Annotated in this window: 8 protein-coding genes; 1 reads left to right on the top strand and 7 read right to left on the bottom strand. The window is 38.4% G+C overall.

Annotation, left to right across the window (positions count from 1 at the left end; all coding sequences use genetic code 11):
• Positions 1 to 217 precede the first annotated feature (217 nt).
• Complete coding sequence (locus tag ACLLO5_RS20010; protein WP_413172247.1) at positions 218 to 9802, top strand: Calx-beta domain-containing protein; 9585 nt, start codon at positions 218 to 220, stop codon at positions 9800 to 9802.
• 251 nt (positions 9803 to 10053) lie between these two features.
• Here the strand turns inward: ACLLO5_RS20010 and ACLLO5_RS20005 are convergent, their stop codons facing one another.
• From ACLLO5_RS20005 to ACLLO5_RS19975, 7 genes are all read right to left on the bottom strand, one after another.
• The gene (locus tag ACLLO5_RS20005) at positions 10054 to 13722 is read right to left on the bottom strand and encodes a response regulator (RefSeq protein WP_413172246.1); all 3669 of its coding nucleotides are present in this window, start codon (positions 13720 to 13722) and stop codon (positions 10054 to 10056) included.
• Between the two features lie 96 nt (positions 13723 to 13818).
• On the bottom strand, positions 13819 to 18780 hold the full coding sequence (locus ACLLO5_RS20000) for a GAF domain-containing protein (RefSeq protein WP_413172245.1): 4962 nt from the start codon (positions 18778 to 18780) through the stop codon (positions 13819 to 13821).
• Between the two features lie 375 nt (positions 18781 to 19155).
• Positions 19156 to 19629: a chemotaxis protein CheW gene (locus ACLLO5_RS19995; protein ID WP_413172244.1), complete on the bottom strand. Its 474-nt coding sequence runs from the start codon at positions 19627 to 19629 to the stop codon at positions 19156 to 19158.
• A 106-nt stretch (positions 19630 to 19735) separates the two neighbouring features.
• Positions 19736 to 20098, bottom strand: coding sequence for a response regulator transcription factor (locus ACLLO5_RS19990; protein WP_413172243.1), 363 nt, complete (start codon positions 20096 to 20098; stop codon positions 19736 to 19738).
• 491 nt (positions 20099 to 20589) lie between these two features.
• Positions 20590 to 21825, bottom strand: a complete 1236-nt coding sequence (locus tag ACLLO5_RS19985) for a response regulator (protein WP_413172242.1) — start codon at positions 21823 to 21825, stop codon at positions 20590 to 20592.
• A gap of 2092 nt (positions 21826 to 23917) precedes the next feature.
• Positions 23918 to 25183, bottom strand: coding sequence for a glycosyltransferase (locus ACLLO5_RS19980; protein WP_413172241.1), 1266 nt, complete (start codon positions 25181 to 25183; stop codon positions 23918 to 23920).
• A gap of 107 nt (positions 25184 to 25290) precedes the next feature.
• Positions 25291 to 26550 (bottom strand): glycosyltransferase, encoded by a 1260-nt coding sequence (locus tag ACLLO5_RS19975; protein WP_413172240.1) that lies wholly within the window; start codon positions 26548 to 26550, stop codon positions 25291 to 25293.
• Positions 26551 to 26620: the final 70 nt, after the last annotated feature.

Below are 26620 nucleotides of genomic sequence, written 5' to 3'. Positions count from 1 at the left end.
CCTACAATACTGGTTTATTTACAATCAAAATAATTTATGAAAGCATATCATGATTAATTTTTACAGTGCGTAAATCCTATTATGAATGTAATTTATGCTGATTAATATCAATAGTCACGGGGGTGACTGTTAAGCTATGTCACTTATTTACGTAAATATAGTTACTGAGATATACTATTGCGAGGAATACTTTTAATACTAAAAATTGCTCATATCTATGAATATTATACTTCAACCCGTCCTCACCCTGACCTATAACCAACTTAGCACTTTTTCTGGTTTCGACAATTTCTGGAATCTGTTTGATACGGCTTTTGGTACACAATACAACCGCAGCGTCGCAGAAATTCTGCGTTTACAATGGCAAGCGGGTGATTTTAGTCAACTTCCGCAAATTGAGATTCTTGATAGTAGTATTCTTGGCAATGCTAACGGCGCTTATGCCAGTAGCACTAATAAGATTTATTTATCAAATAGCTTTTTAGCAACCGCTACACCAACAGCGGTTAGTGCGGTTCTGTTAGAAGAAATTGGGCATTTTGTGGATGCTTATATCAATACATTGGATAGTCCTGGAGATGAAGGGGCGATTTTTGCAGCGTTGGTACGGGGTGAAAGTTTAGATGCAAAGACTTTAGAGGCATTAAAAGCAGAGGATGATCACGCAACGATTACGGTAAATGGGGAGGTAGTTGCTGTTGAGCAGAATTCGGGAACTATAGCCTTTAGTGCAGCAACCTACAGCGTTAATGAAAATGGTACACCTGTAACTGCTGTTACCGTAACTCGTACCGGGGGAAGTAGTGGAATAGTCAGTGCAACCCTTAACCTAACAAATGGTACTGCTAATGCACCTTTTGACTATCAAAATACCCCAATTACCGTTAATTTTGCTGATGGAGAAACCAGTAAAATCGTTAATTTTAGTCAGGTAAGTCAAGGATTATCTTTTGATGGAGTTAATGATTATGTAAATGTCGGTGCAAAATCAAGTTTAGAAGTTTCTAATGCGATAACGATTGAAGCATGGATTAATCCTACAGGTGGTGGAAGCGAAATTCTGGGAGGTGGAATTATTGTTAACAAGGAAGGAGAATATGAAATTGCCCGTTTTTCCGATGGTACTATTCAATGGGCATTTGCTAATGATAACCCAAGCTGGACATTTATTAATACAAATTATGTTGCTCCCTTAAATCAATGGACTCATATTGCTGTAAGTTATGACTTAGGAGTAATTAAAACCTATGCTAACGGGGTTTTAGTCCATACCTATAATGGTTCAGGAAATATAGGAGATATTCACAATCAAGATGATTTTCGGATTGGTGGGAGACAGGAAGAGAGCCAATTCTTCCAAGGCTCAATTGATGAAGTTCGTATTTGGAATAAACCCAGAACTCAAGCAGAAATCCAAGCTAATTTGAATAAGGAACTAACAGGTGCTGAGAGTGGATTAGTTGGCTATTGGAATTTTAATTCTGTTAAAGGTAATACAGTTGATGACTTAACCAGTAATCACAATGATGGTACAATAATCGAGGCTCAAACTACCGCAGGATTTGGTGCTATTTTTGGGACAATTCCTATCATTAATGACAACCTGAGAGAAGGTAATGAAACTGTTAACTTAACCATAACTAACCCCACTAATGGGGCAACAATAGGAACGCAAAATCAAGCAAAGCTGACGATAGTAGATAACGATCTCCCCCAAATGGGTAACTGGACAACAGTGACGAATGGGGGATTTGAAACAGGGGATTTAAGTGGTTGGTCTAATACCTCTGGGGCAAATTTATGGACGATAACAAGCGATCGCTCCATTTCTGGTAATTTTAGTGCTAAGGCAGTCACGAATACTGGTTTTAATGGTCCTGGATATAGTTTGCAAAGAACAGTTACAGGATTGATAGCAGGAGAAAAGTATGTTTTAAGTGGTTTTATTTACACAGGGGAGTTAACAAGCGGAAATACTTATCTCGATCTAAACGATATTCCTAATGATCCAAACATTGGTGCTGGTTACAGTTTCCAGACTTTAAATGGTATTAATCAATGGCAATTTGTTTGGAAAGAATTTGTTGCTCCCTCTAACCAGGTTACAGTCAGATTGGTACGAGATGAAGAAGTTAAAGCAGGAGAATCTGCCTATATTGATGACGTAGCAATTACACCTATTAGCCAATTTATTCCTCTTATTTCATCAGGGGTTTTAGCTTTTAGTAACACAACTTATAGTCTTAAGGAAGATGGTACTGCGATCGCCTCGGTGACAGTTAATCGCACTGGTGGAAAAGATGGAGCAGTAAGCGCAAAAATTAATTTCAAAGATGGAACAGCTAAAGCACCAAGCGATTACAACAACACACCAATTACTGTTAACTTTGCTGATGGAGAAATTAGTAAAACCGTCACCATTCCCATCGTTAATGACACAAACATAGAACCTGATGAAACCCTCCAATTAATCCTCACAACCCCAACCGGAGGGGCAACAATTGGCACGCAAAACAGCGCCACATTGACCATTATTGATAAAGATTTACCCTTAATTACCGGACTTCCTCAAGGTTCATCAGGAAGTAATAAAGGTCAAACAACAATCGTTATTTCAGGACAGAATTTTTCACCCAACGATCAAATTAGCTTAATTTCTGCCACTGGTACACCAACCACTGCTAGTAAAGTTTATTGGGTAAATGAAACCGAAGCATGGGCAACTTTTAACTTACAGGGATTAGCTACTGGAAAATATGATGTTAAAGTTGTCAATGGACAAAATAGTTCTGTTGCTAATGATGTTTTCACTGTCACTGATGGTTCACTAGGAAATATTCAAGTTACGTTGAGTTATCCAGCAAATGGTGTAATTACACTTGAAGATACCGTAGTTACAATTGTATATACCAATGCCGGACAAACAGATGTTGTTGCACCTTTATTCAGAATTACTCCCACAAATGCCCAGTTAACATACCCAGAAGAAAATACAGTTAGTGCTACTCTGCGTCAACTGCTAAATTTAAGTTTAGGAACAAGTGATAATGGACCTGCTGGTGTTTTAGCACCTGGGGAACGTGGTCAATTTTCCTTTGCTTATACTCCCAATGGTAACGGTTTAATTAACTTTGCTGTTACCCAAGTTCAACCCAATGAAGTAATTAATTGGGCAAGCATTAAAGCCGAAACTCGCGCAGATTATAGTTTTATTGACACTGCTGCTTGGGATGCTATTTGGAGTAATTTAACAGCTAATTTAGGCACAACTGCGGGACAGTTTCAAACTGTCATGACGGAAAATGCTAATTATTTAAGTCAACTGGGACAGGAAACCAGTGATTTAACCCGATTATTTGCCTTTGAATGGAAACAAGCAGTTAATACTCTAACTAATGTTAGCTTAATCAGCACAACCGATGTAGTTGATGCTGCACCAGGACTATCTTTAACATTTAACCGCACCTTCTATCAATCTATTGCTGAACGCTACAATTTAGGCAGTTTAGGACGCGGTTGGGCTAGTCAGTGGGATTTACGCGCCACAACAGATAGTAAAGGTGATGTAATTATTCGTAGTGTTGGAGATTTACAGCGCGTTTTTGAGAAACAATTCGAGAAGTGGGACGGTGTTACTTACCTTGAAGATGGTGGTGCAACTCTTACAATTACCAATGGTCAGTATCGCTTAAAAGAAGCTAGTGGTTTAATCTCATTATTTGGGACTGATGGCAAACTCAGCTATGTTGAAGATACTAACGGTAATCGAATTACTCTGCAATATACCAACAATAATCTGACTAAGTTGGTTCACTCCAATGGCGATAGTCTAACTTTAGCTTACAATGCCCAAGGACGTATTAGCCAAATTACCGACTCCACAGGACAAATTACCAGCTATAGCTATAACGCTTCTGGGGAAAACCTGCTATCTGTCACCAGTCCTGATGGAAAAATAACTTATACCTACGATACAGGTACAGTAGCAGCGAAAAAACATTCTTTGTTATCGGTAAAATCAAGTTTAGGTTATCAGCGTACTTTTGAATATGATAACCAAGGTCGTCTAACTAAAGAGTTTAGCAATGGACAAACCCAAAGCCTAACCTATAGTTACGATAATGTTGGTGGTGTCACGATTACCGATAGTACAGGTGCATCTCAAACTATCCTACTGGATGACCGAGGCAATGGTGGACAAATTCGCGGTGTTAATAACCAAAATCTGATTTTCAGCTATGATGCGGATGGAAATTTGACTGGTGCAACTCTTCCTAATGGTAGTGAAACTGGTTACACTTACGATACAAATGGGAATTTAACTCAGCAAACAAATTTACTCAATCAAGACGTTAAATTTACCTACAATACCACCTTTAATCAACTAACTGGGTTTATAGATCCTAAAGGTAATGGCGTTAATTATACCTACGATACCAAAGGTAATCTCACTAAAATTACATATCCCGATGGTAGTAGCGAACAGTTTAGCGTTGATGCTTTGGGGAATATTACCAGTGCTGTTAATCGTCGTGGTAGCACCATTGGATATACCTACAACACCAGTGGACTGTTAACTAAAAAACAATATGCAGATGGTTCTAGCGTTAGCTATGGCTATGACACCAAAGGAAATCTTACCAGTGTCACCGATGCCACGGGAACTATTGCCATGCAGTATGATGCTGCAAATCAGCTGACTAAAATAACCTATCCTACAGGACGTTCTCTCACCTATACCTACAACGCTGATGGTCAACGGACTAAACTTGTCTCTCAAGATGGTTATACCGTTAATTACAGTTATGACACCGTTGGACGCTTAAAAACTTTAACCAATGCCACAGGACAAGCCATTATCAGTTATGACTATGATAGTGCAGGTCGTCTGATTAAAGAAACCAACGGCAATGGAACTTATACGACATATCAATATGATCAACAGAGTCAGTTAACTCAGTTAATCAACTATAAAGCGAATAATACCGTTAACTCTAAGTTTGAGTATGCCTATGATAACTTAGGTCGGCGTACTAGCATGACCACATTGGAAGGAACTTTTAAATATGGTTATGATGCCACTGGTCAATTAACATCTGTGGTTACGCCGACAAATCGTACCATTAACTATCAATATGATGCGGCGGGAAATCGTATTGGGGTGACGGATAACGGGACGACTACCAACTACAACACCAATAACCTGAATCAATATACCAATGTCGGTAATGCTGTCTATACCTACGACAAAGATGGGAATTTGATTAGCAAAACCCAAGGAGGACAAACTTCAAATTATACTTATGATGTTGAAAATCGTCTGACTAAAGTTGTCACTTCTCAAGGTACATGGGAATATCAATATGATGGGTTAGGAAATCGTGTTGCGACTGTTTTAAATGGTCAACGCACAGAATATTTACTTGATCCGACTGGGTTAGGGGATATTGTTGGAGAATATAACGGGAGTACGTTAGTTGCTAACTACACTCATGGGTTTGGTTTGGTTAGTCGGGTAAGTGGTAGTAATAGCAATTATTATGATGCAGATGCGATCGGTTCAACAATTGGGTTAACAGCAACGGATGGGAGTTATGTTAACCGTTACAGTTATTTACCTTTTGGGGAAGATTTAACTAAGGTTGAAGGCGTTGCTAACCCCTTTGAGTATGTGGGTCAATGGGGAGTCATGGATGAGGGTAATGGACTCGATTTCATGCGGGCAAGATTTTATGATAGCGGGTTGGGAAGGTTTACGGCGGTTGATCCGATTGGTTTGAATGGTAGGGATACAAATTTATATCGGTATGTTTTTAATAATTCAACTAATCTAAATGATCCTCAAGGAACTATTGTTTTTGTTCCGTTGCTTTTTGTAGTAGGATTAAATGCAGGATTAGTAGGAATAAGCGCGGGTATAATTTTAGGTTCAACCACTTACGGTGAGACTATAGGTAGAATATTAGATTATAATGGACTTGTTCTTAGCTTATTCGGGGGAGTTGTATTAGGAAGTTTTACAGCAGGTGTGACAATAGGGATAAATCTTGTAAAAGATCTGAAACCCAAAGCTCCATCCCCTAGTGGCAGCTCATCGGGCGATCCTCACCTGACAACCTTCGACGGCATTAACTACGACTTCCAAGGAGCAGGAGAATATACCTTCGTCAAATCCACAACAGACGACTTAGAAATCCAAACCCGACAACAACCTTGGAACGGTAGCACTTATGTTACGGTTAATACCGCCATTGCAATCAAAGCTGGTGGACAACGTATCGCCTTGTATTTGAATGACGCAAACCCCTTAAAAATTAACGGTACTGCCATAACCCTTCCCAACGGTGAACTTTATGCAGCCGGACAAAACTTCATTACCCGTTCAGGCGATAAATACAACATTTTTACAGCCAATGGCGATCAAATTCAGGTAACAATGTATGGCAATACTTACATTAATATCAACCTTGGTCTTGCCGATAACCGCAAAGGTAAAGTAGTCGGACTTTTAGGTAACTATAACGGAACTACTAACGATGACTTTGCCCTCCGTGACGGTACAGTTATCGGTGGCACAATTACAGATCAACGACTCTACGGTGATTATGATGACAGTTGGCGGATTACTCAAGCAAATTCCCTTTTTGACTACACTTCAGGGCAAAGTACCACGACTTTTACCGACCTCAACTTCCCACCCAGTGCGATTACTCTAACCGCCCAACAACGCGCCAATGCCGAACAGATTGCCCGAAATGCAGGAATTACCGATCCAAATATTTTAGAAAATGCCATTGTTGATATTGCCCTTACCAATGGCGCACCCGAATTTATTCAGGGTTACGTTGACTTACAACTCCAATCCTCTAACACCCTGACGAACCCCGATGGTTTGGGAACTCAACACTATTTAACCGCCAATGCAGTAATTCCCTACACTATCCGCTTTGCCAACACCGCAGCAGTAGGTACTACCCCAGTTGCCCAAGTTACTATTACCCAAACCCTTGATACCGACCTAGACCTCAACACCTTCACCTTACAGGACTTTGGTTTTGGGGCTATCACCATTGATGTTCCCAACGGCGTACAAAATTACAGCCAACGCCTCGACCTCCGTACTACCAGAGGTGTCTATGTTGATGTCAATGTGGGATTAAACACTACCACAAGAGTCGTCACTTGGACATTTACCGCCATTGACCCCATCACAGGTAACACCGCGAATAGTGCCACTCAGGGCTTTTTACCTCCCAATGATCAAAATGGGGTAGGAAGTGGTTTTGTAGGTTACAGCATTCAACCTAAAGCCAATTCCGCTAATAATACTCGCGTTGATGCCCAAGCTAGTATCACCTTCAATACCCAAACGCCTATTCAAACGATCGCAGTCTTTAATACCCTGGATAGTAATGCACCGACCAGTCAAGTAACAGCCTTACCTACCAACAGTAACGCTAACTTTACCGTATCCTGGACAGGTACAGATAACGGTAGTGGTATTGCCTCCTATGATATTTATGCAGCTACCGATGGCGGTCAATATGTGCTGTGGCAAGATGATATTACAGCTACTTCGGCTATTTATAACGGTCTAGCTGGAAAAACATACACTTTCTATAGCGTCGCTACCGATAACTTAGGTTTAACCGAAACAGCCCCAACTCAAGCGGATGCGACAACAACCGTAGCTACTATCACCAATGCAGGGGTTATTGCTTTTAATGCTGCCAACTACACCGTTAATGAAGATGGTACAACCAATGCAACCATCACCTTAACTCGTAGCAATGGTAGTAATGGTGCGGTTAGTGTCACTGTTACCCCCAGCAATGGTACAGCTACAGCACCCGCAGATTTTAACAGTAATGCCATCACCGTTAACTTTGCCAGTGGTGAAACCAGCAAAACCGTTACTATTCCTATTGTCAACGACACGGTTTATGAACTCAGTGAAACCATTAACCTGACTCTATCCAATCCTACAGGTGGGGCAACACTAGGTACACAAAAAACCGCTGTTTTAACTATTACTGACAATGACTTAGCTAATGCACCGAAAATCAACATTACTAACCCTACCACTGTGATTGAAGGTGTAGATAGTAACGTTGTGTTCACAGTCACTCTTTCCGCTGCCAGTCCCTATCCTGTAAGTGTCAATTACACTACAGCCAATCTCACCGCAAAAGCTGGAACTGACTACACCACAGCCACAGGAACACTGACCTTTGCTGCCAACGAAACCAGTAAAACCATTGCTGTTCCCATCCTCAACGATAACCTCATTGAAAGCAACGAAACCTTTACTCTCACCCTCAGTAATCCTACTAATGCTACTCTAGCAACTGCCCAAGCCACAGCCACTATTAGTGATACATTGATAGCCAGTACAACTACCACACTTACTGCAAACGTTGAAAACCTCACCCTCACCGGAACTGCAAATATCAACGGTACTGGAAACGCAGGAAATAATAACCTGACAGGTAATAGTGGTAATAATACACTCACAGGAGGAGATGGTAACGATAATCTCAATGGTGGAAATGGTGTTGATACCTTGGTTGGTGGTTTAGGCAATGATAGTTATCTTGTCAATACTACTACCGACACTATTACCGAACTTGCCAGTCAAGGAACTGATACAGTCAGATCCTCTGTCACCTTCAGTTTAGCTAATCTTGTCAATGTAGAAAACCTGGCTTTAACTGGTAGTGGAGCTATCAATGGTACAGGTAATGCGGGAAATAATAACCTGATAGGTAATAATGGCAATAATACACTGACCGGAGGAAACGGGAACGACACTCTCAATGGTGGAATTGGTGTTGACACCTTAATTGGTGGTTTAGGCAATGATATCTATGTTGTTGATAGTACAACTGATGTGATTACCGAAGTGACTAATGCGGGAACTGATACCGTTCAATCTAGTGTCACCTTCAGTTTAGCTAACCTGGTCAATATTGAGAAACTGACTCTCACCGGCACAACTGCTATTGATGGTACAGGGAATGCAGGTAATAATACCCTGACAGGCAACAATGGCGATAATACACTGACCGGAGGAGATGGGAACGATACTCTCAATGGAGGAAAAGGTATTGATACCTTGATTGGTGGTTCAGGCAATGATATTTATATTGTTGACAATACAGGTGATGTAGTTACGGAAACATCTACCTTAGCCACGGAAATTGATACTGTTCAATCCTCTATCAGCTATACCTTGGGAGTAAATCTAGAAAATCTAACTCTCACAGGTACTGCTGCAATCAACGGTACAGGAAACGGCCTCAACAACACCATTAGAGGCAATGCTGCTAACAATATCCTCAATGCAGGTGTGGGTAATGATAGTTTATTTGGTGACACTGGTAATGATACTCTCACTGGAGGACTAGGTGCAGATCGCTTTGTCTACTCTAATTTTAATGATTCGCTGTTAGCTACATCCGATCGCATTATTGATTTTAATCCAGGTCAGGGCGATCGCATTGTCGTTAATTCTCTACCTACTGCCCTTTTCAATACTGGTATTTTATCAACCGCTACCTATTCTACATTGAATGCTGCTGCGATCGCTGCCTATCAAGATGCTAATCCCAATCTTGCTGGAACACAACCTTTAGCTGCTAACCAAGCTGTATTCTTTGGTTGGAACGGAGGTACTTATCTATCAGTTAACGATAGTCTTGCGGCCTTTAATTCTAGTAGCGACCTGTTAATTAACGTTACAGGTATAACTGGGACAATAGCTACTGGTTCGTTAACTACAAACAGTTTCTTTTCTGTATAACTGAATGCCTAATTCAAAGTGTTAGTTTCCAGGTTAGGGTAAACAAACACATCCCTGTTTACCCTAGAGAGTCGATTGTAGGGGCAAAGCATTCGGGCGATAACCTATCGCTAAAACCATAAATATTCTATCCGAATGCTTTGCCCTTAAGTGTTCTAGCGAACCTCAGAGCGATCGCACTCGTGATTAAATTTGGTGAGGTGACACCTAAGAAATAGGAATCATTGGTAATTAATAATAACTAGTAAGCCCTAATTTAGCTTACTGTTGGCTAAACTTTCAACCGTAGCCAGAAATTCATGCTCTAAATAAGGCTTAGTTAAATAAGCTGTTGCACCCAATTCTTGAGCTAATTGACGATGTTTTTCAGAACTACGAGAAGTGAGAATTACCACAGGTTTTTTAGCCAAAGCAGGATTTTGACGAATATGGCTTAACAATTCAAATCCATTCATCCGTGGCATTTCTAAATCAGAAATGATCACTTCAACTTCCGGATGTAACTGCAATTGTTCGAGAGCTTCTACCCCATTTTGGGCTGAAAATACTTGATAACCAGACTTTTGTAAAGTCATAACCAAAGTTTGTCGAACACTAATGGCATCATCTATAACTAATACTGCTTTTGGTAATTTTGGTGTGATGCCTACATAAGAAGTGAGTTGAGATTCTCTAGCCTTTACGGGAGTTGATGCAGTTAGTAACGGTGTAGATGCAATCGTATCCTCTGACATTGGTAAGGCTTGTGTCTGAGAACTAGCAGTGGCTGGTAAAGTCCTAATATCAAGTGTGGCTTGCATCTGTTGAGAATCAATCAGCAAAGTACCGTCAATCACTAAAATCAGATTGCCATTAGCGAGACTACTACAACCATAAATATATTTTGGTGGAGTCATCGCACTACCTAAAGGTCGAATTACTAATTCTTGTTCACCGATAATATGGTCAATTTCTAAACCCAATATTCCTTGATTGTGCCGTAGTAATAGCACAGGATTTTTCATAATTTCTGTATCAGGATTATGGGGTATATTATTTAAATAATTACTGCCAATCAGTGAACCATTATAATTCATTAAATTTGCCAGCTTGATGAGGTTGACCATCATTTCATCCTCACCAGAATGCCAATATAAAATTTGTTTGCCTTCAAAATCCTTAATTTGCTGTTCAGAAGGGATAAGTATTTTTTCGATACTATCTAGCAGTAAGGCATAAATCACACCCCCTGCTTGGACTAACATGAGTTTATCTGTGGTCATAGAAAAGGGAATCTTGAGGATGAATGTTGTTCCTTGATGGGGAGATGATTGCACGGAAATCAAACCGTTTAGTGCTTGCAACTGAGTACGAACAATATCTAATCCCATTCCACGTCCTGACATTTCACTCACTTTACCAGCGGTGGAAAATCCTGGTGTGAACATGAGGTTGATAAGGTCGGATTCTGTCAAGTGATGATTATAGCCTTGAGTGTTACTATCATCTGGTATCAGATTAAGTTCAATTGCTCGACTACGAATTTTTTGCAAATTTAATCCCTGACCATCATCCCGGATTTCAATAATAGTTTGACTACCTTGATGGTAGGCACATATTTCTATTAATCCTTGTTCATTTTTGCCTTGATTACGACGAATTTCTGGTGCTTCAATGCCGTGATCAAAGGCATTGCGTACTAACTGTACTAAGGGATCATAAAGTTTTTCGGCAATAGCTTTATCTATCAAAACTTGTGTACCGGTGAGTTTTAAGTCTACAAGTTTGGAATAAACATTTCCTAGATTGCTGACCATTTGCGGGAAGCGATTTAGGATAGTTGCTAAAGGCAACATTCTTGCCTCTACTAAATTGTCTATAATATTGAGAGTTAGGTTATATTTTTGGTCACTAATTTGAGCAGATTGTCTCATGAGCAAGTCAAGAGATTCCGCTGTTTCTTGCATTTGTAATGTTTCTTCTAATGATTCATGTAATGTTAAATTAAATTCTGTATATACATCCATTTCTAATGTATCAAAGTGCATATTAGAAACATTTTGGATGGGTTGTGTGGAAACATTATTTCCCTGCAAAGGCAAATCACGCAATTGATTTAAAATAGATTGATGTTTACTCAATTGCTGACTTAATCGTTCAATTAGTTCTAGAACCTGTTCGTCATATAAAGTTCGTCGTTTTTGATAAATTAATAATTCTCCTGTCAAGTAATTGAGGCGTTGTAATCCTTCTACGTCAACACGCACAAATGAAGGTTGTCTGGCATTTTTATTTGGAGAAAATTGGGATTTATCTTCTATTTCTGTTGGATTAGTCTGGGAATCATTTTCAATAATCTCTAAGCTGGATTCAGTTGTATTTGTGAGTACCTGATTACTAATAACTGATGATGTTACGCTTCCTAAATAATCATCATTTTTAACATTTTCTGCGGTGTGGGATTGGACATCTTGCTCTGCTGTGGCTGAGATATTAACTCCTCCCCATATTTCTTCGACTAGATTATAGTCATTGTTGGCAGGAGCAGGAGCAGATATTTCTTTGATAACTAGCAATTCTTGTAATTTAGGACTATCAAGCCATTTTTTTTCTTCTTCTGTGACAGGAAGATAATTTTTATATTCTTTTCCTAATTGGCGAATTTGTTTTCGCAGGGCGCTGCTAACTGAGATGCAACTATCATTTTTTAAGACTGAATGCTGAAATTTAGCCAGAGCTAGAAGAATGATTAAAATCACGCCTCGACGATAAAGGCAAAGGTTTGGTTGATCTTTTTCATTTTCAATAAAATCTAAAAATTCCTTGAGCCATGTTGTAATATATGCTTCGGAGTTCTCTGCTTTATTAGTTGAAGAAATTAACAATGTTAAACTTAGTTCAGATTCTGGTATTTCTCGTTTGTGATTGAACCAGCCAAATATATAGCGGATTACTTTTAAATAAAATTTAGCATTGGCTGGTTTTAAAGGTTCATTATTAATATCACCTGATGTAATTAAAAATTGGTAAAAGTCAGTGGTGAGGCTGAAAAATTTTTCAGCAAAGGAGTTATTTTTATGGGTAATGGCTGATTCATTTTTGGGTAGTGTGGCTAATGAGCTATTAGTGGTTGTGATGACGGGTTGATGTGTTGCTACTTGGCTCATTGCTTGTAAAGCCAGAGAAGGAGAACCACCGGAAGTGCGATCGCCTGATAAAACTGCTCTTTGTGCATCCTGTAAGTCAATTAAAGCGATTTTTGCTATTTGATGCACTTGCTGAGGATTGGCTTTGAGTGCAGCCATAATGGTCTGAGACAGTTCTCGCAAACCCGGTAAATTTAAAGATTCAGCTAACCCTAATAATACTTCAACTTGAGAGTTTAAAAAATCGCCTAATTCCTGATTATTTAGTGAATTATTAATTGCTTGAGCAATGCTTTCTAGCCGTTGGGTGACTCCAACTTCAAAGATAGATTGGACAATATCAAATCCCAATTCTTCAGATGTAGGAATGTGAGATTCTGCACCAATGGCATCACCTAATTTAGTTTGTAGTTGGGCAAATACAGAAGTTGCTCTTTGGAGAACTTCTTCGTTACTAATATTGCTAAAAGTTAATTCTGCGGTGATAGCTAATTGGAGACATTCGTAAGCTTCTAGTAGGAATGTTTGCAGTTCTCCATCTATTTCTACATCAGGACTATATAAAGCTTTGAATATATCTTCTAGGGAATGGGCAATCATCTGAATTGTATCTAGCCCAACGGTAGCTGCACCCCCTTTAATTGTATGAGTTGCCCGCATTAAATTATGGACTTTAGCAATACTATGATCTTCCAATAAACTAAATAAGTCTTGTTCTATTGCTTGTAATAATTCGGGAGCTTCAGCTAAAAAATAAGCATAGCCTTGTTGCCGAATTTCAGTGTCTGTAATCATAATTTTTGATTTTAGATTTAGAAATTATTTAAAATTGGCTTGGTAATTGGAAAGAGTTTATTTCCTATTACCAATTACCAATTAATTACCCGTGCCTTACTTAACTTTGAACTTACCAGCAGTTGTTAATAACGATTGTGCCATTTCTGATAAGTTTTGGAAGACTATGGCAATATCCTGAGATTCACCAAAGGTCTTGTTGGCTATGACTGCGACATCATTCATTGATGTTGTGACTGTTGCTGATTGATCCATTTGTTTTTGAGTGGCTTCAGTAATGCGCTCAATTAGTTGGCTAATTTCCGCAGTTGCTGAAACGATCGCATTCAAGTTTTGACGGGTTTCATTAACTAAATTTGTCCCTTCTACTACTTGCTTAATGCCTGTTTCCATTGCTAGGGCGACTTCCCCTGTTTCAGCTTGAATTTCTTGGACTAATTTTTCAATTTCAATGGTGGCTGCGGCGGACTGACGAGATAAGGAACGAACTTCATCTGCTACCACTGCGAAGCCTTTACCATATTCACCGGCACGAGTTGCTTCAATGGCAGCATTCAAAGCGAGTACGTTGGTTTGGGTGGCAAAGTTGCTAATCAAATTCACCACTTTGGAGATTTTTTGTGATGATTCGCTCAGACGTTTAATTTTTTTGCTGGTTTGGGCTACGGTTTCGCGAATGGCCTGAATGGCGTTTACTGTTTGGTTCATGGCTGTGTCACCAGAATCTACAGTTTTGTTGGCCTGTTGGACTGCGACTTGCACCAGTTGAGCGTTGGCTACTACCGCTTGGGTAGAATTTACCATTTGTTGAATATCGCGTAAAGCTTGGGTGATTTCGTCGGACTGTTCTTTTGCTAAGTCAGTTAGTCCTACGAGGGAAGAACTACTATTGATAGAGGTTTGAGCAACTTGTTGAGATGCGGTTTGTACCTGAATAACGATTTGTTGTAAGGCTTGCAGAGTGCCATTATAAGCATCAGCAATTGTCCCTAATTCGTCTTCTGTGATGGGAGCGCGGACTGTTAAATCACCACTGAGTGCGGGGCTGATGGCTTTGAGTAGTTGGATGGAACGTTGTTGTAGCAATTCTTTGGCGGATTTTTCCCTTCCGGCTGCTTCTGAGAGTTTGGAAGATTGGGTTTGTAGTTGTTTCAAGTATTCCGCTTGTTGTAAAGCTAGTCCCAGTTGGTCGCCGATCCGTGCTAACAAATTAATTTCCGATTCTTCCCAGTGACGAGGTGCGGAGTTTTGATAAGCTGCCAGTAAACCCCAGAGTTTCTCTCCAAATAAGATGGGAGTAATGATATATCCTCTAGCTTCATACTTTTCAATGATTTCTATGTAGCAGGGGTCAAGGGTGGCTTTATAAATGTCATTGACTACTAAGGTGTCACCTTTTTTATAGCGACCGCCTTCATTGTCTTGTAAGCAAGGGTCGTTGAGGGTGGTTTTAATACCTGGTGCAACTAGTTTGATCCAACCACTAGCTACTGATTCGGCTACAAATTCGCCTCCCCAATCGGATGTAAATTGATAGACGACTGCGCGATCGCATTTTAGTAGTTGTCTGACTTCTTGTGTGGTGGTTTTGAAGATTTCTTCTACGTCTAAAGATTGGCGGATGCGGTTGACTATCTTGGTAATGGATTTTTCTTGTTCGGCAATCTGAGCGAGTTTATCAGATTTAGATTGTACTTGTTCTATATAATCTATCTGCGATTTTGCCAAACTAATTTGCAAGCCAATCTGCTCTAAAAAGTTGATTTCTCTGGGTTGCCATTCCCGATTTCCTGTGTTTTGATAAGCTGCCAATAATCCCCACAGTTTTTCTCGATAAAAGATGGGAACTATCATATAAGCTTTGGCTTCAACTTGCTCTAAAATCTCAATATGGCATTGAGAGTGACCGACTTGATAGATGTCATTAACTGCCAAGTATTCGCCTTTGGCATATCTACCGCCTTGGGTTTCTTGCAAATAGCTATCTGCCCAAACCATTTTAAAGTCGGGAGACGCAACTTTTATCCAGCCACTAGCTACTGATTCGGCTACAAATTGTCCACTCCAATCTGGGTTGAAGTAGTAAACAGCAACGCGATCGCACCGCAAGGACTGACGGACTTCTTGAGTAGCTGCTTTGAAGATATCTTCTAAATCCAAGGATTGGCGGATACGGTTGACTATTTTATTGACTGTTTTCTCTTGTTCTGCAATCTGACTGATTTCCTGAGATTGCGATTTTACTTGGTCTATATAATCAATTTGGGATTTCGCTAAACTAAATTGCAAGCCAATCTGCTCTAGAAAGTTGATTTCTCTGGGTTGCCATTCCCGAGTTCCTGTGTTTTGATAAGCTGCCAATAATCCCCACAATTTTTCCCCATAAAAGATGGGAACTATAATGTAAGCTTTGGCTTCAACTTGCTCTAAAATCTCAATATGGCATTGAGAGTGACCGGCTTGATAGATGTCATTAACTGCCAAGTATTCGCCTTTGGCATATCTACCGCCTTGGGTTTCTTGCAAGTAGCTATCTGCCCAAACCATTTTAAAGTCGGGAGACGCAACTTTTATCCAACCACTAGCTACTGATTCGGCTACAAATTGTCCACTCCAATCTGGTTTAAATTGATAAACAGCGACGCGATCGCATTTTAGAGCTTGACGAACTTCTTGAGTAGCTGCTTTGAAAATGTCTTCTAAATCTAAGGATTGGCGGATGCGGTTGACTATTTTGTTGACTGTTTTCTCTTGTTCCGCAATCTGACTGATTTCCTGAGATTGCAATTTTACTTGTTCTATATAGTCTAACTGTGATTTAGCCAGACTAAATTGCGAGCCAATTTGTTGTAAAAAGTTGATTTCTGATTCTTTCCATTCCCGTGGGCCAGTGTTTTGATAAGCTGCCAATAATCCCCATAGTTGTTCCCCAAAAAAGATTGGTACAATCACATAGGATTTGGCTTCAAACTGTTCCAAAATAGCAATATGGCAAGGTGCAAGACCCATTTTATAGGTGTCATTAACCACAAAAGTTTCGCCTTTGGCATACCTACCACCTTTTGTTTCTTGTAAGTAGGTATCATCTAAGATTGTTTTGATATTTGGTCCGACTAATTTTGTCCAACCAGTACCGACGGATTCAGCTACAAATTTACCACCCCAATCAGGTTTAAATTGATAAACACCGACGCGATCGCATTTGAGGGCTTGGCGAACTTCATGAGTAGTAGTGATGAAGATTTCTTCTACATCTAAAGATTGACGAATGCGGCTGACTATCTTGTTGATAGTTTTTTCTTGTTCTGCTATCTGTGCCAGTTCTTCCGTTTTTAAGCGGACTGCTTCTAGATAATCTATTTGAGATTTTGCTAGATTGAATTGCAGGGCAATTTGATTCAAAAAGTTGACTTCTGAAGATTGCCATTCACGAGCATCAGAATTTTGATAAGCTGCCAACAATCCCCACAGTTTATCTCCAAAAAATATGGGGACATTGATATAAGCTTTGGCTTCAAATTGCTCTAATAGTTCTAAGTAGCAAGGCGTAATATTTTCTTGATAGATGTCATTTACCCACAAGCTTTCACCTTTGCCAAACCTCGCTCCCTTGGTTTCTTGCAAGAAGGTATCTTCCACCAAAGTATTGATATCAGAACCAACCAGTTTTATCCATCCAGCTGCTACTGATTCAGCGACAAAATCGCCACTCCAATCTGGATTGAAGCGATAGATGGCGACGCGATCGCATTTTAGTGCCTGCCGGGCTTCTTGTGTGGTCGTTTTGAAGATTTCTCCTAATTCTGAAGATTGACGAATCCGGTTCACTATCTTGGTTAAGGCTTTTTCTTGTTTCGCAATCTGTGCTAGTTGTTCAGATTGTTTTCTGACTTGTTCCAAATATTCTCCCTGGGAAATAGCCACACCAAATTGCAAGCCAATCTGTGTTAAAAAACTAATTTCCCAGTCTTTCCATTCCCTTGCCCCGGTATTTTGATAAGCTGCTAATAAACCCCACAATTTTTCCCCAGAGAAAATAGGCGCAATGACATAAGCTTTGGCTTCAAACTGTTCTAAAATTTCAATATGACACTGAGCTAGACCGATTTTATAGGTGTCATTAACGACAAATGTTTCTCCTTTGGCATATCGTCCACCTTTTGTTTCTTGGAGGTGGGTATCTTCCCAAACCATTTTAAAATCAGGGGTGACGACTTTTGTCCAATTATTACCCACTGATTCAGAAACAAATTTACCACTCCAATCTGCCTCGAAGCGATAAACACCAACGCGATCGCATTTTAGCAATTGACGGACTTCTTGAGTAGTCGTTTGAAAGATTTTATCTACATCTGGCTGCTGTAAAATTTTGGTGATAACTTTAGCTACTGATTGCTTGGCTAAAACAGACTGTTGCAATTCTTTTTGTAATTTAAAACTCTGCAATCTGTAGGTAATTTCTGTGGCAATCTGCGCCAGTAAAGTAGTTTCTGTCTCTTGCCACTGGCGTTCTGAACCACAATTATGAACAACCAGTAAGCCCCATACTTTATTATCAACAGATATAGGCAAACTTAAACTAGCTTTAATTTGAAATTTATCTAGCAGTTGTTTTTGATAGGGAGTAACTTGAATTTGATTAACATCATCAATTACTACGGCTTCAATATAATCTTGATCAGTATATAAACCAAACAAAATAGCTGGTAGATTCTCACCCAAAGATGGTGTCCAACCAGTGGTTCTTGATTCAGCTAATATAGTTCCAGAATCGGAGTTAGTAAATTGATAAATCAACGCGCGATCGCCACCAATTTTGTCCCTAATTTGTGCTACAGTTACCTTTAATAAAGTATCCATATCTGGAACATGGCGCATTTGAGCAGTTATGTATTGGAAACGTTGCCGCCAGATTTTAAATTCCTGAGTAATTTCATTAGATGTAGCTAAATCTTTGGAGACATCATTTGTTAATGTCCCGCCATTTTTATGCTCTGATTTCTCTACTTCAGAAAAGATATTTCCTCTATCTTCGTTACTTTGATATAAAGTAGTCATCTGCTTGTCCTCAATACTAATTTAGTTACTAATAACTTGAACTTTCGAGCTAACAATCTTAACTAATTAAGATGAAAAATGCTTGTTTGAACTCTTTTTTCTAGTGCCGCATAGCGAACATACCTATCCACTGAAAAAGGTTAAAAAACCGATCCAGCTTTTTTCCCTCATACTTCCTGCCTCCTTGTGCTAGTACAGTACGCTGTCAATAAAGCAACTATTTAAAATAGATATAAACCCTGAGTTATAAGCCTTTCAATTTTTGACTTTCGCCTCACAATACTAGTACAGTACGGCGTAAATAGAGCAACCATTTCAAATAAACAAAAAGCCTACTTCATCAGACTTTTGGTTTTTGACTTTCACCTTATGGGACTAGTTATGAATACTCCACATTGGCGATTGGATAATCGCTGGAGCATCTAAACTAAAAATCATCTCCTCTGCACCATTAGCAAAATATCCATGCAAAAATGACGACATGGCTGGATAAAAAAGATCAGCAGATGGAGTCTTCATTTGCTGAGTATCTAACCACTCAATATCCGTCAATTGACGCACTAAAATACCCAAGTATTTACCCTCATTTTCTAACACAATTGCCATCATTTTGGAGAGTAAATTAGAACTTTGAAAAAGAGGTGGATAACCTAACATTTCTTCTAAATCAATCAACCAGAGCATTTCACCACGCCAGCTATAAATACCCAATACACAGTTAGGCATCTGTGGAACTCCACATATCTCTGTCAATGATACTTGTAATACCTCTGTGATATGCTGTAAAGAAATTACTGCTTTATCTCTTGCTCCTAAATTAAAACTCAAAAATTTTTGTTTAGTGTTCAAAGTCAATCTTCCTTTGTCCTAATCTGATTTTTGAAGTCACTATTTTAAAATCAACCCCCAATTTTCAATAGTGACTATTTTTGACCAAAATTGAGATATTGCCTAGTTACTTAATCAATTTACTCAAAGTAACTTCTAACTCTTCTCTATTTACTGGTTTGGATAAGTAAGCTTTAGCACCCAACATATTCCCCCAAATCTTATCTACTTCACTATTTTTCGTAGAGCAGAAAACTATAGGTATCTGGCTGGTATTAGGATTATTTTGTAATTCTCTACAAATTTCATAACCGCTTTTACCTGGTAAAATAACATCAAGCAATATTGCATCCGGTTTATTCGCATCTATTTTTATTTGTGCCTCTTCGCTACTGGTGGCAGAAATTACGGAATAACCTGCCTGTTGTAAGTAACGGCTGATCACTTCCATATCAGTCAAACCATCTTCAACGACTAAAACAGTACTCATGGGAATTACCTATATAATTACGTTCACTGCGGGATAATACGTAGATATGCAATCAGACAGATTAAAATATTACTAGTCTGTATTGTTATTCTATTCTGACTTATTGTATAGATATTTCCGACCGAAAATTTACGTATTCAACATAAGTTTACATCATTTATCTTACTGATTTGGGTATTATTAAAAACGCATCAAAAAGTTTATTTGAATTCAAAAAACCAACTTATAGCAGCCAACAGTCAGCTTTTTAAAACACTTATTTCTAACCTCTGCTTACCGTACAACATAGCAAGCTTTTAATGATATGAGTATTCTATGCTTGTCAGAATAATCTCAGCCACTGCTGTAAAAATAAGTGTCGATTGCCGGAATAAGTAATACAGGCATCAGGTAACTAACCATTAAAAACTCCTAAAAAGCTTGTGTAATCTGCTTTTTTAATTTTTAATTTTTACTTCCGCCATGCGGTAGTAATTTAGCAACCGTCTTATTCAGTGTGAAATCCTAACATTATTCTGACTAGATGCTTCTAAATTAGGTGTATTTCTGACTGTTGAATTAGCTTGTATAGGTAAATATTTGCGGATTGTACCTAGCACCCGATCAGCTACTATTGGTTTAGAGATAAAATCTGTTGAACCAACAACCTTGGCACGAACCCGATCCAAAAGACCATCATTGCCAGTTAAGATAATTACTGGTGTATTAGCAAAAGCAGGAATGCGTCGTAATTGAGTACAGATTTCATAACCACTGGCTACTGGCATAATTAAATCCAAGAAAATCAAGTCTGGCTTTTCCTGAATTAAAACAGGTAAAGCTTGCACAGCATCTTGAACTTTAACAAACCTCAAACCATTAGCAACAATAATATCCTCTAACATTTTACAAACCAGAGGGCTATCATCCACACAGGCAATGAGTGGTGCATTTCTCTGATTCGGTTGACTTCTACCTTGTCTTGAGGCAGAGTTTTCACCATCACTGACTTGTAGAGGTAAGTCAGGTACTTCTACTAGCTCAATAATACCTTTAAGGATATAGGGAAGTAAGGAACGAGAAACAGGCATAACATCCTGTTTCATCTTCAGTGCTAGTTCCCGCAGAGTATACTTACCATTAATTAAATTGACAAAGTTTTTATAAACAGAGGGACTTACCATTTGCTGAAGTTGTTCTGTTCTCCGCAAGATAGGTGATGAATTGGGAGAAACATTTGCTAAACCCACCTGTGACCATATCGCCCATGAATCTTGCATCTGTTTGATAGACATATCTGCACTTGTAAAGCTCATAGGCATATCTAGAACCACTTCTTGGCTAAGACTACAAGTTACAGAAGTAAAATCTAATTCCTGAGCTAGATCAAAAAATAGCTCTGCAATTGTGTTTTCAACAATAGCTTGAATTTGTTCACGTTGAATTTTTTGCCTTTTGTATAAGATATCCAACAGATTATAATCCCAGTAATCTATGGCAAAATCTTCAGCCCGGCAGCGAATCTTATCTAACTCAATTTGGGGACAATATTGAGTCATTTGCCTACGCCAACGTCTAAAGGGATGAGTCCCACCTGTTGCCCACACAATTCTCCCAAGGCGATAATAAAAAGTCCATTCACGGTCTTTGGAACTCTTAATATTTAACTTGCCATTGTATTGGAATTGAGTACAGGTTTTAAACTCATTGAGTAAGTTATGAGATTCCATGAGTTCTGAGTTCATCATACTTTGTTCCTTGTCATCAATAAGTCAGCCTCTAAAGAATCTAATACTAGCCACATATTAGTCAGCAATCCTCTGATTTTGACAAAAGTATCTGGTCTACACGCTATGAGTGGCAACTACTGTTTTTCTATAGTATTGCTGTATAACACTTGCTTGATCTTTATTCAAAAGCAATCGTCAATATGAGTCGGTAGGAGATTTATTTATTACTTTACACCCTGCCGATATTTCCGACTATATTTATTGACTTTGATGGAATTGACAGCAATATTTAGGTATTTAGACGTATTTGCCCCTAGAATTCTATTTTACTCACTCTTTACTTAATAACATATCCGTATTAATCCTGATTTTAAATTTCATTAAATTAGAGTTTCCACCATATGTCGGAATTTTTCTAAGTATTTTGTGGAGTAGAATTTTAACAAAAGAAACAACCTATTAGATAAATATACTCTAATTACTGAAAAAACTAGGAGTTATGAAAGTTTAATTTGATATTATTGATAGATTTAAATTTAACTCAAAAATGGCAATTATTAAAAAAAAACAAATTACTTTAAATTAACTTAACTAAAGTTAGAACTTATTAATAATCTCTAGTTTTTAGTCGAAATTGTCTGATTATATGGGTTTAATTTAAACAGGTATTAGATGAACCCTTTTAACCTTGTTTCAACAAAACATAAAAGCTTTTAAAAGAAACGGGTGATAGATAACAGGAAAGATAGGGAGCATAGTTACTAAAAATATAATCAAATATTTGCTTAGTAAGGCTTACACCTTACTGATACTCACTACAAGCCGCTCTATTGAGTTTCTATCAAAGATAGACTCCCCAACTACCTTTCTTAATATATTCAGAGAAGCGTTTAGTTTTTTGTACATCAACGTAAGTATTCAGCTATAGCACTGTTGGTACCCAGATATCCGACTTCTGAGATCAATTTATCATTTATGGAGATAATAAATAAAAGAAGTCGGGGATTCTTATTACTTCACCTGAATTCTTACACATCAACAATGACTGTACTTGTAGGTAGTTGCGTAGCTTTAAGTTCACCACGTTTCTACATTCTCCCAGCAGTCTGATAGCTTATTCCTTTTGATTTTGCATAGTCAGATAGTTTTATAACACGAATGATTATGTTTGACTATATTTTTATTATTTAAACTAAATACCAATTTGGCAAAAACACAAATTGAAGATATAAAAAAAGTCCGCAGAGGCGGACCATGGACATTGGATAAGGTTAAGTTGTCACCAAGAGAGCCTACAAGATGTTAGACTTATTTGCATTTTTGCTGACAGAACCTAAAAAATCAAGTCTATAACTGTAATTATTAGGACATAACTCCAGGAATTAAGTCTAATAAATAAATGATTTTAGTTGAGAATATATAGCAATACAAATAAATTACACCTACTCTATAACTCCTATTAATACCAATAAATTAATCATCTAAAATTTGTCAGTATTTTTGTAAACAGTAAAAATATTTGTCTTCTTCTTTATTCTTTAATCGCCAGATATTGGACTTTTATTTGATGTTTATTATCCCTGAATAGGCTGAAAAATTAGACATAATTAAAAGATTTATGTCGGCAAGTTTTTTAAACTTAGGACTTAGGCAAGATTTGACTAAAAACTTGATTCTTGCGTAGAGGTAATTCATGTAGCTTGCTTCCCGTTAGGGTATTACCTCTATTTTTGTTCTGTTTGCGTAAATCCTGAAACTGTCAGAAATTATGCACTCAGATAGGAATCTTATTTGATTCCTATATTTGATAATTAACCAATTTCGCAAACATTCTGAAGCCTGACTGTTGAATTCTTACGTCCTAATTCTAATGAAAGACCTCATAAATCATCACTTATGAGGTCTAATGATTTTTAGGCACAGTTGAGGACGTTACCAATAGTTATCAGTTGGAGTAGGTCATTTCTCTACTGATAAAATTTTGGTAAAGTTTGTTAATATCTCAAACCTGCAACCTAAAAGCCCACAGGTCAATTACTTCAATACTCTACCAGACATTATTAAAGATAAGTAGCCAAATTGGCTGTTTTTATCAACCTGTGGATGATGACTAATTATTAGATAACTCCACTATTTTGGGTATTCCCACTAATTGGTAGAGCTTATCTTCAAATTTTTCGCTACATATTGACCAATCAAATTCTAATATTGAAGGACGAGCTTGCTGAGATAATTGTGCTTTGAGGTCAGGATCTTCGAGGATTTTAATTACTTTTTCAGCAAAATCTTTGGGGTTGTTGGGTTGAGCCAGAAAGCCATTATAACCAATTATCACTTGTTCAGGAGTTGAAGGAGCCATAGCTGCAACTACAGGAGTTCCAGAAGCTAAAGCTTCGTTATTTGTAGTGCAGAAATTTTCCGTGACTGAAGGGTTAACAAAAACATCGGCTCTAGCAAACCATCCCAAAAGTTCAGTACCGTGAGATTCACCCCAAATTGTTATTCCAGATGGAAAAGCTTGAGCGCGGCGACGAATTTCTTGATCTAAAGGTCCGCTGCCAATAATAACTAAGTGGACATCGGGAATTTTAGCAGCAATGAATGGAAAGGCATCTAAAAGTTGAGTGACATTTTTTTCTGCGGTGATGCGTCCAACGAAGATAATAGTTGGGCGTTTATCATCAGGTATTGGATCATAACAGATGTTCCGGGGGTGAAATTTTTCGCAATTAATTCCCTGATAAGGAACATATTCAACTCGTTTACATTTTAGCTTTTGGTATTTAGATAGTTGTTCTCTAGATGGAAATAAATTGAGACTATAAGCATCACTAAATTGCTTCACTAAAATAGGAACAATTGGACGCACTAAACTGAAGAATACATCTCCTAAATAATATCGGATATAAGCCACGATATCAGTATGAAAAACGGAGATAATTGGGGTTTTAGTACGTTTAGCGTATTCAACTCCTATCGGCCGACCATAGCCTTGCAAGAAAATTGAGTATAACCCCCTCATCTGTGCTGCTTCTTCAACAATGATGATATCAGGCTGAAATTTCTCTAGTAATTTAGTATCGCTCCAATGACGATAGTTAAGTGGTTGAGGTAGAGATTTGTAGAAGATTAGAGGTTGTGTAGGGAAGGCGTAAGATGAAAATTTAGGGAAAGATTGTAGTTCTTCTAGTCCCGGCATGGGACGATTCCCAACTATTTTAGGATACTGACTGTTTATTTCTGGGTGGATGAGAAAAACTTGATGTCCTTGTTCAAGTAACCAACGTACTCGCTGATGTACTGCGACTGAAACTCCTGTTAGGAATGGAGCAAACAATCCTGTAAATAAAGCGATGCGAAGAGGTTGTTTTTTCATTAGAAAATAACTATTTCATGAAATGGCTGGGTGAGGATTTACGCAGCGACTCTTTCATGAAAATGTTGGTGTTTGTATTTGGAGATTAACAAAATACCAACATAAAATTACAGAGAAATTTTACCATCAATTGGTTGATCTAACCATTGATAAGGATGATATTCAACTAAGCGAATATTCCAGGGACCTTGGATTTTATAGGTAAGTCCGCGCCATGTAACTGTTGACATCCAAAGGGAAGATAGCATTGCCAATCCATAAACCCACTGTGTGAGAGGGATGGCAATTAACATTTTTATGATTGTGGTTAGTGAAATTTGAGGAGTCACTTGACCTTGAGAGCGAATTACTTCTTGTACTCCTAGTTCCATGACTAGCATCAACAAGAGTAATCCGATAGTGTAGATGCTATAGGATTTAAATAGGGAAACTGACTGATTCCATTCTGTTGCTAACAACAATCCTAAAGCTAATACGATAGTCAAGGTGGGAAATAGAATACTGGAAACAGCATCACTGACTAAAGCTAACCAATTGGGGTGATAGAGTCGTGAGCAAAGTATTAAGCGTTTGAGAGATGTTAATAAATTGGGTAAGTTGCTTTCTTCTCGGTTAACCATTAACAAGGAAGGGACGAATTTAATTCGTAATCCATGTTTTTTGATAATTTTATGCATGAGCATATCATCACCAAAAGCTTCTCCCCATTTTTCAAGTAATTCTGTTTGGTTTAGCAGTTCTTTTTTAATTGCTAAACTGCCACCCCAAGGAACTTGAAATAGGAACATCTGCACAACGGTTGAGACGTTGCCGGTATAGCGTACTAAAGAACCCCAATATTTGCCTGTGGGTACATACCAACGGTTTCCTGTTGTTAATCCCACTTTTTCATCAGTGAGAGGACTAACTAATTCTCTTAACCAGTTGGGATGAACTATGGTATCTGCATCTACTAATGCAACTACTTGGTAAGAATCGTCTAAATCGGAAACAGCTTGTACCAATGAACTGCATTTAAGGCTACAATTATGGCGTACTGTTCTCAATGTGCTAATTTGAACATTAGTTGCACCGATTTCGGCGATCGCTTCTTTGACTATTTTAAAGGCTGGATCTTCTGGACTATCAATGATCAGCTTGAGATCATACTGGGGGTAGTTTTGTTTTAAGAGCGATCGCACACAATGTGGTAAATATGGATCAGCACCTCGTAAACAAAGAATTACTGCCGTTTTAGGTAACTGGTCATCTGATAATAAAGGTTGTTTGTATGAACGCAGATACCATAAAAATACCAGCGTTAAACATACTTGAATTACCAACCAACCTATCAAAGACTTAGACAGAAAGGTGGTCAAATCTTCCATATAATTAGGGGTTGGGGACTGGGGATGAGAGAATAGGGAAACATTAATCAATGCCTCTTTCCTATTCCCT

Source organism: Anabaena azotica SJ-1, from assembly GCF_047275885.1.
In the GTDB taxonomy this organism is placed as follows: Bacteria; Cyanobacteriota; Cyanobacteriia; order Cyanobacteriales; family Nostocaceae; genus Trichormus_B; species Trichormus_B azotica_A.
Note: the sequence above shows the minus strand (reverse complement) of the source record. Positions and strands in the feature narration are given on the sequence as shown.